General features: G+C 39.0%; 6 protein-coding genes. All 6 read left to right on the top strand.

Annotated elements, in window-relative coordinates; translation table 11 throughout:
- Positions 1-326 precede the first annotated feature (326 nt).
- The 6 genes from pilW (at position 327) to AC4GME_RS08765 (ending at position 6,879) form a co-directional block, all read left to right on the top strand.
- Positions 327-1,112 carry a type IV pilus biogenesis/stability protein PilW gene (gene pilW, locus AC4GME_RS08790; RefSeq protein WP_490376394.1) on the top strand — a complete coding sequence of 262 codons (786 nt, stop codon included), beginning with the start codon at positions 327-329 and terminating at the stop codon, positions 1,110-1,112.
- The gene (locus AC4GME_RS08785) at positions 1,105-2,112 is read left to right on the top strand and encodes a RodZ domain-containing protein (protein ID WP_490376395.1); all 1,008 of its coding nucleotides are present in this window, start codon (positions 1,105-1,107) and stop codon (positions 2,110-2,112) included. Before pilW ends, AC4GME_RS08785 begins: the two co-directional genes overlap by 8 nt.
- A gap of 56 nt (positions 2,113-2,168) precedes the next feature.
- Positions 2,169-3,278, top strand: a complete 1,110-nt coding sequence (ispG, locus tag AC4GME_RS08780) for a flavodoxin-dependent (E)-4-hydroxy-3-methylbut-2-enyl-diphosphate synthase (protein WP_490376396.1) — start codon at positions 2,169-2,171, stop codon at positions 3,276-3,278.
- Positions 3,279-3,504: 226 nt separating this feature from the next.
- Entirely contained in the window at positions 3,505-4,722 is a 1,218-nt protein-coding gene (locus AC4GME_RS08775; RefSeq protein ID WP_490376397.1) for an ammonium transporter, read from the top strand.
- A gap of 205 nt (positions 4,723-4,927) precedes the next feature.
- Positions 4,928-5,554: a uracil phosphoribosyltransferase gene (gene upp, locus AC4GME_RS08770; protein ID WP_490376398.1), complete on the top strand. Its 627-nt coding sequence runs from the start codon at positions 4,928-4,930 to the stop codon at positions 5,552-5,554.
- Positions 5,555-5,598: 44 nt separating this feature from the next.
- Positions 5,599-6,879 carry a uracil-xanthine permease family protein gene (locus tag AC4GME_RS08765; RefSeq protein WP_490376399.1) on the top strand — a complete coding sequence of 427 codons (1,281 nt, stop codon included), beginning with the start codon at positions 5,599-5,601 and terminating at the stop codon, positions 6,877-6,879.

The following is a 6,879-nucleotide window of genomic DNA, read 5'->3' as shown; positions in this document are numbered from 1 at the left end:
CCCTGCGGGGGCTCAGCTCGAAAACCAGTATTGCGTTACAGCATTCGATAAGGGAGCAACCATTCAAGATGTTAAATGCTTGCATTTACATCTACCGATAGAGGATTAACGCAGTTAATCGCTCGAAAGGCCCTCATACTGTGCCTTATTCTGGTCTCCGAGCAGAGTCCTGATAAAGCACCTTGAGGTATCATGGGTATAATGCAATGATCGAGGTTCAATAACCACCAAAAAACGGATGCAACCGGGTGCAATATCGTTCACAATGTAGTAACGCCTGTTTTACACAAAGTTTGTGTGAGCCGGTTTTGTTAATTGAGGAATTTATGCGCCAAACTCTTGTTATTATTTCATTTATTGTATTGCTTTCTGCTTGTGTATCGACGGAAACATCCGTTACCACAAAAAATGCCGGTGCTGGGCAAAAAATGGCTTTTGATCCTCAAGGTGCTGCCGATACCCGTGTTAAATTAGCGCTTCTCTATCTGCAAAGAAACAATATGCAGCAGGCCAAAGAAAATATTGAAAAAGCCTTAGAATACCAACCAGATGATGCCAATATTTATCGTATTTTTGCTTATTATTATCAACGCGTAAAGGAATATGATAAAGCAGAGGCGCTATATAAAAAATCCTTGTCACTTGATAGTGAAAACCCGGATACTTACAATAATTACGGTACGTTTTTATGCAAACAAGCGCGCTATCAAGAAGCTGAAGATGCCTTTTTAACCGCTTTGGAGCAGTCAACTTATTCTGCAGTTGCTAATACTTATGAAAATGCAGGTGTTTGTTCTGAGAAGGCTGGTGTGCTCGACAAAGCGCTATATTATTATCAATATGCGTTATCTCATAACCCTAACAAATCCTATTTAAACCTCTCTTTAGCAAACTTAAATATCAACAAAAAAGATTATAAAGCAGCACGTTTAAATCTGTTTAATTATCAAAAGAAAAGTAAAACCTCAGCGGAATATTTATGGCAATGGATCCGTTTGAGTTATGCAACAGAGAAAAATGCAAGTATGAATAAATACGCGGGGAAATTATTAGAAGAGTTTCCTGAATCTCAACAAGCCTTAGATTATTTGAATCATGAGTACTATGAATAACCAAGAGCAAACTATCATAGCCCCACTTGGGCAAGCATTACAAGACGCAAGGTTACTCGCTTCACTGTCCGTTGAAGAAGTTGCTGAACAGTTAAATTTAGCTATGTGCACGGTACGGGATATTGAAGATGATCTTGATAATACGATCGAAAGTCAAAAATATCCGGCCATTTATTTACGTGGCTATCTTACTAATTATGCTAAATTAGTTGGTTTAGATAAACTCAACCAATTTATTGAATATCAGGATTTGTCTCCGTGTCAAAAGGCACAGGTAAACTTGCGTTCGCCAATGATAATTCCGCCTCCAGTAAAAAAACGATCCAAGTTATTGTGGTTATTGTTAATTACCATAATAGCTGTTTGTATCTATCTGTTAGCGCTTCAACAAGGTTTCTTCACTGAAAATACGCCTGTGAATCCAGATATTGAAGAAACAAAATTCAGTAGTGAAGGCTCATTTGCTGAAGTCAATATAATAACTGCTGCACAAGAAAAAGACGAGATTAGTGTTGAGTCAGAAGCTGCGGATATTGTACCCGCGACAGATATAGTCGCAAAAAATAAAATACAAACTGAAGCTGAAATCGTCAAAGAAACGATCGCTGCGGCAGTTGTTGAAGAGCAGCCTGAAGCTGATCTTTTAACGATGCAGGAAACAACAGAAAAAGACGCTCTTATAACAAACAAGCAAGTTATTACAGATGATGCTTCGCTGGACAAAACAAGCCCTGAGCAGATGCTTGAGCAAACTGCTGTTACCATGGAATCTCTACAATTAACTTTTTCTGCGGACTGCTGGACGGAAATTTTTGATGCAAGGGGTAAACGTCTTGCATTTGATTTATATAAAAAAGGTTCTTTATTAACCGTTAATGGTGCCGCACCATTTCAACTAAAATTAGGCGATCCGAGTGTCGTTGAAATACAATACCAAGATAAAATATTAGAACGTGAATTTGCAGTGGGTCGCACTACGCGATTTAGTATTCCGCAATAATTATCTTGAAAACGTTATTTCTGAATAAAGCTTGAACTACAAAGAGTAAAACCATTATGAGCCATTCTTCTTCAATTATCCGTCGTGTATCAAAACAGATTATGGTCGGTAATGTTCCTGTCGGCGGTGATGCACCCATTACTGTACAATCAATGACGAATACATTAACCACGGATGTTGCCGCGACTGTTGCGCAAATTAAACGCCTAGAAGCGGTTGGGGCAGATATTGTACGTGTTTCTGTACCGACTATGAATGCAGCTGAAGCATTTAAAGAGATTAAAGCACAGGCAAATATTCCACTGATTGCCGATATTCATTTTGATTACCGTATCGCCTTAAAAGTTGCAGAGTATGGCGTTGATTGTTTGCGTATTAACCCAGGTAATATAGGCAATGAACAGCGTATTCGTAGTGTTGTTGATTGTGCGCGAGATAAAAATATTCCAATTCGTATTGGTGTAAATGGCGGCTCGCTGGAAGCAGATATTCAAGAAAAGTATGGTGAACCAACCGCGCAGGCACTTGTTGACTCTGCACTTCGTCATGTTGATATTTTGGACCGACTTAACTTTGATCAGTTTAAAGTGAGCGTTAAGGCATCTGATGCACTATTAGCGGTAGAGTCATATCAGTTACTTGGCAAACAGATAATACAGCCTCTGCATTTAGGCATCACCGAGGCGGGCGGATTGCGCAGTGGCTCGGTAAAATCTGCTGTGGGTTTAGGCATGTTACTGGCGCAAGGTATTGGTGATACCATTCGCGTTTCATTAGCGGCGGATCCTGTGGAAGAGATTAAAGTCGGGTTTGATATTTTAAAATCGTTACGTATCCGTAGTCGCGGCATTAACTTTATCGCTTGCCCGACGTGTTCGCGCCAAGAGTTCGATGTTATTGCAACGGTAAATGCGCTTGAAGAGCGTCTTGAAGATATTATTACGCCAATTGATGTATCCATTATTGGTTGTGTAGTCAATGGCCCTGGTGAAGCATTAATTTCTGATTTAGGCATTACCGGTGGTAAAAATAAAAGTGGTTATTATGAAGATGGTAAACGACAACGAGAGCGTTTCGATAATAATAATGTCATCGACCAACTTGAAGCGAAAATTCGCGCTCGTGTAAGTCGCTTAGATCAGAGTCAGCATATAATCAAAGTTTAGTTATACCTAATTCTTTGATATAGAGAAAGCCTGTTACAGCAAAGTAACAGGCTTTTTTTTAATTTATGCTAACTGTTATTGAACTTGTACTTTTCCATATTTCGTTGTTTTTTGATTTTATGTAAGCTTTTGTCGTTTTTTGTCGATTAACTGGCTAAAATATTTTTAATCTGTGACCTGATACGTTAAGGTCTTGTTAATTTTTTAACTGAAAGAAGAGGAAAGAATGGAATCTGTTCAAAATCATGTAACTGCACTGGTGAGTAGTGCCGATACACTGTTTATTTTATTGGGGGCAATCATGGTTTTTGCCATGCATGCCGGCTTTGCATTTTTGGAAGTTGGTACAGTGCGTCATAAAAATCAAGTAAATGCCTTAGTTAAAATTATGTCTGATTTTGGAGTTTCGGCACTGGTTTATTTTTTCTTCGGCTACTGGTTAGCTTACGGTGTCACTTTTTTTGATAGTGCTGCAGTTTTAGCTGAAAATAACGGTTATGAGTTAGTTAAGTTCTTTTTCTTAATGACATTTGCAGCCGCTATTCCTGCGATTATTTCAGGTGGTGTTGCTGAGCGCGCACGTTTTAATCCTATGTTAATCGCGGCCGCTTTATGTGTTGCTTTAGTTTACCCATTTTTCGAAGGTCTTATCTGGAATGATAATTTTGCTTTCCAAGATTGGTTGTCGGCAACTTTTGGGGCTAAATTTCATGATTTTGCAGGTTCGATTGTAGTGCATGCGGTGGGTGGTTGGATTGCATTTGCTGCTATTTGTGTTTTAGGTAGCCGAAATGGCCGTTACCGAGGCGGAAAAGTGGTGGCATTTGCTCCGTCAAATATCCCCCTATTAGCATTAGGCGCCTGGATTTTATCAATTGGTTGGTTTGGTTTTAACGTAATGTCTGCGCAAGCGATTGAAGGAATTAGCGGTTTAGTTGCCATAAACTCTTTAATGGCGATGGTCGGTGGTATTATTAGCTCATTAGTTATTGGCAAAAAGGATCCGGGTTTCATTCATAATGGACCATTAGCAGGACTCGTCGCGGTATGTGCCGGCTCAGATATAATGCATCCAATCGGAGCATTAGTGACCGGCTTAATTGCTGGTGGTTTGTTTGTCTGGTTATTTACCTACGTGCAAAATAAATACACAAGCTTCGATGATGTATTAGGTGTGTGGCCTCTACACGGCGTCTGTGGTTTATGGGGGGGTATTGCAGCCGGTATCTTTGGTTTGGAAAGCTTTGCCGGTTTAGGTGGCGTTACTTTCACTAGCCAGCTAATTGGTTCGCTTGCGGGTGTTTTAGTTGCATTAATTGGTGGTTTTATTGTTTACAAATCAGTGAACCAGTTTATGCCTATTCGTTTGAGCGAAGAAGATGAGTTCAATGGTGCAGATCTGTCGATTCATCAAATTGGTGCTACCAATTTAAATAATAATTAAAGGTATTAGGTGATTTTGCGAAAGGGCAAAGATGAAAATCTTTAGCCCTTTTTTTATATAATAAAATAATGTAAATTTGATTAAATTCTTTCCCGTTAAGAAATTAATTAATCAATTTGCTATTAATTGTAATTTAACTGTTTTTGAGTTTGCTGTTTTGTTAGTATTGCTCGATTTTAAAATTTATATTAATTTGGAGAAAAAAATGAAAGTAGTTGAAGTTAAACATCCATTAGTTCAGCACAAACTTGGTTTAATGCGTGAAGGGGATATCAGTACTAAGCGTTTCCGTGAATTAGCACGTGAAGTATCAAGCTTATTAACCTATGAAGCGACTAAAGATCTGGAACTTGAAGATGTAACCATTCAAGGTTGGGACGGTCAAATAGAAGTACAACAAATTAAAGGTAAAAAAGCGACTGTTGTTCCTATTTTACGTGCAGGCTTGGGCATGATGGATGGTGTGTTAGAGCATATGCCAAGTGCAAAAGTAAGTGTTGTTGGGATTTACCGTGATGAAGAAACGCTTGAGCCTGTTCCCTACTTCTCTAAATTAGTTAATCAAATTGACCAGCGTTTAGCATTAGTTGTTGATCCAATGCTTGCAACAGGTGGTTCAATGATCTCGACTTTAGATTTAATTAAAAAAAATGGCTGCACAAATATTAAAGTATTAATTCTTGTTGCTGCACCTGAAGGTCTGAAAGCACTAGAAGAGACTCATCCTGATATTGAAGTTTACACAGCTTCAATTGATGATCACCTTAACGAGAACGGCTACATCGTACCTGGGCTTGGTGATGCTGGTGATAAGATCTTCGGCACCAAATAAACAGTTATTGTAATAAATAATGGATAAACATTTTGGAGAACAACATGCCGACTAATTCAGCTCAAGAATTAGATTTGAACTTAAATGAACCTGTTGAGGATATCACTGCAAATTTAAATGTAGTGAAACAAATTATAGCCGGTTCACAAATGTTATTTGTGGCATTTGGTGCATTGGTATTAATGCCTTTAATTACAGGGTTAGATGCTAATGTTGCCCTGTTTACAGCAGGTCTTGGTACGTTACTATTTCAATTAGTAACAAAAGGACAAGTGCCAATATTTTTAGCCTCTTCATTTGCGTTTATAGCGCCGATTGCTTACGGCATTCAAACTTGGGGCATACCAGCAACTATGTCTGGTTTATTTGTTTCGGGTGTGGTGTATATGCTGATGTCATATGCCGTAAAACTACGTGGTGTTGATTTTATTCATCGTTTATTGCCGCCAGTTGTTGTCGGTCCTGTAATTATGGTGATTGGCTTAGGGCTAGCACCACTTGCGGTAAATATGGCAATCGGTAAAGCGGGTGACGGTAGTTTTGTTATCATTGAGCAAAATACAGCGATGATCATCTCTTTTTCCGCACTGCTAACAACGTTATTAGTATCAACCATGGCTAAAGGTATTTTTAAATTAGTACCTATTTTCTGTGGTGTTATTGTCGGTTATCTTTTATCACTTTTCTTTGGTGTACTTGATTTCTCGCCAATTGTTGCTGCGCCTTGGTTTAGTATGCCAAACTTTGTTGCACCCGAATGGAACTGGCATGCGGTATTATTTATGATCCCAGTTGCTATTGCACCAGCGGTTGAGCATGTTGGGGATATCTTAGCTATCAGTAACGTAACGGGGAAAGATTTTCTTAAAAAACCGGGGCTGCACCGCACATTATTTGGTGATGGGCTTGCAACCAGTGTTTCATCATTATTTGGTGGTCCGCCAAACACAACTTATAGTGAAGTGACTGGTGCGGTAATGTTAACGCGTAACTTCAACCCTAAAATTATGATATGGGCGGCTGTGATTGCAATCTGTCTGGCATTTGTTGGCAAATTTGGGGCGATATTACAAACCATTCCAACAGCCGTGATGGGTGGCATTATGATTTTACTGTTTGGTACTATCGCATCAGTTGGTTTGAATACCTTAATTCGTCATCAGGTTGATCTCTCTAATCCACGTAACTTATGTATTGTTTCTGTGACATTAGTGTTTGGTATCGGCGGTATGGCATTTGGTTTTGGCGCGTTTAGTTTACAAGGTGTCAGCCTGTGTGGTTTAGTGGCAATTACTTTAAATCTGCTTTTACCAAAAATGAAGTAA

The organism is Psychromonas sp. (genome assembly GCF_983033635.1).
This window is presented reverse-complemented; position numbering and strand designations above follow the sequence as displayed.

Coding starts and splice junctions, on each gene's coding strand:
- ispG (WP_490376396.1), top strand. CDS start 2,169: ATGAGCCATTCTTCTTCAATTATCCGTCGTGTATCAAAACAGATTATG.
- upp (WP_490376398.1), top strand. CDS start 4,928: ATGAAAGTAGTTGAAGTTAAACATCCATTAGTTCAGCACAAACTTGGT.
- AC4GME_RS08765 (WP_490376399.1), top strand. CDS start 5,599: ATGCCGACTAATTCAGCTCAAGAATTAGATTTGAACTTAAATGAACCT.
- AC4GME_RS08785 (WP_490376395.1), top strand. CDS start 1,105: ATGAATAACCAAGAGCAAACTATCATAGCCCCACTTGGGCAAGCATTA.
- pilW (WP_490376394.1), top strand. CDS start 327: ATGCGCCAAACTCTTGTTATTATTTCATTTATTGTATTGCTTTCTGCT.
- AC4GME_RS08775 (WP_490376397.1), top strand. CDS start 3,505: ATGGAATCTGTTCAAAATCATGTAACTGCACTGGTGAGTAGTGCCGAT.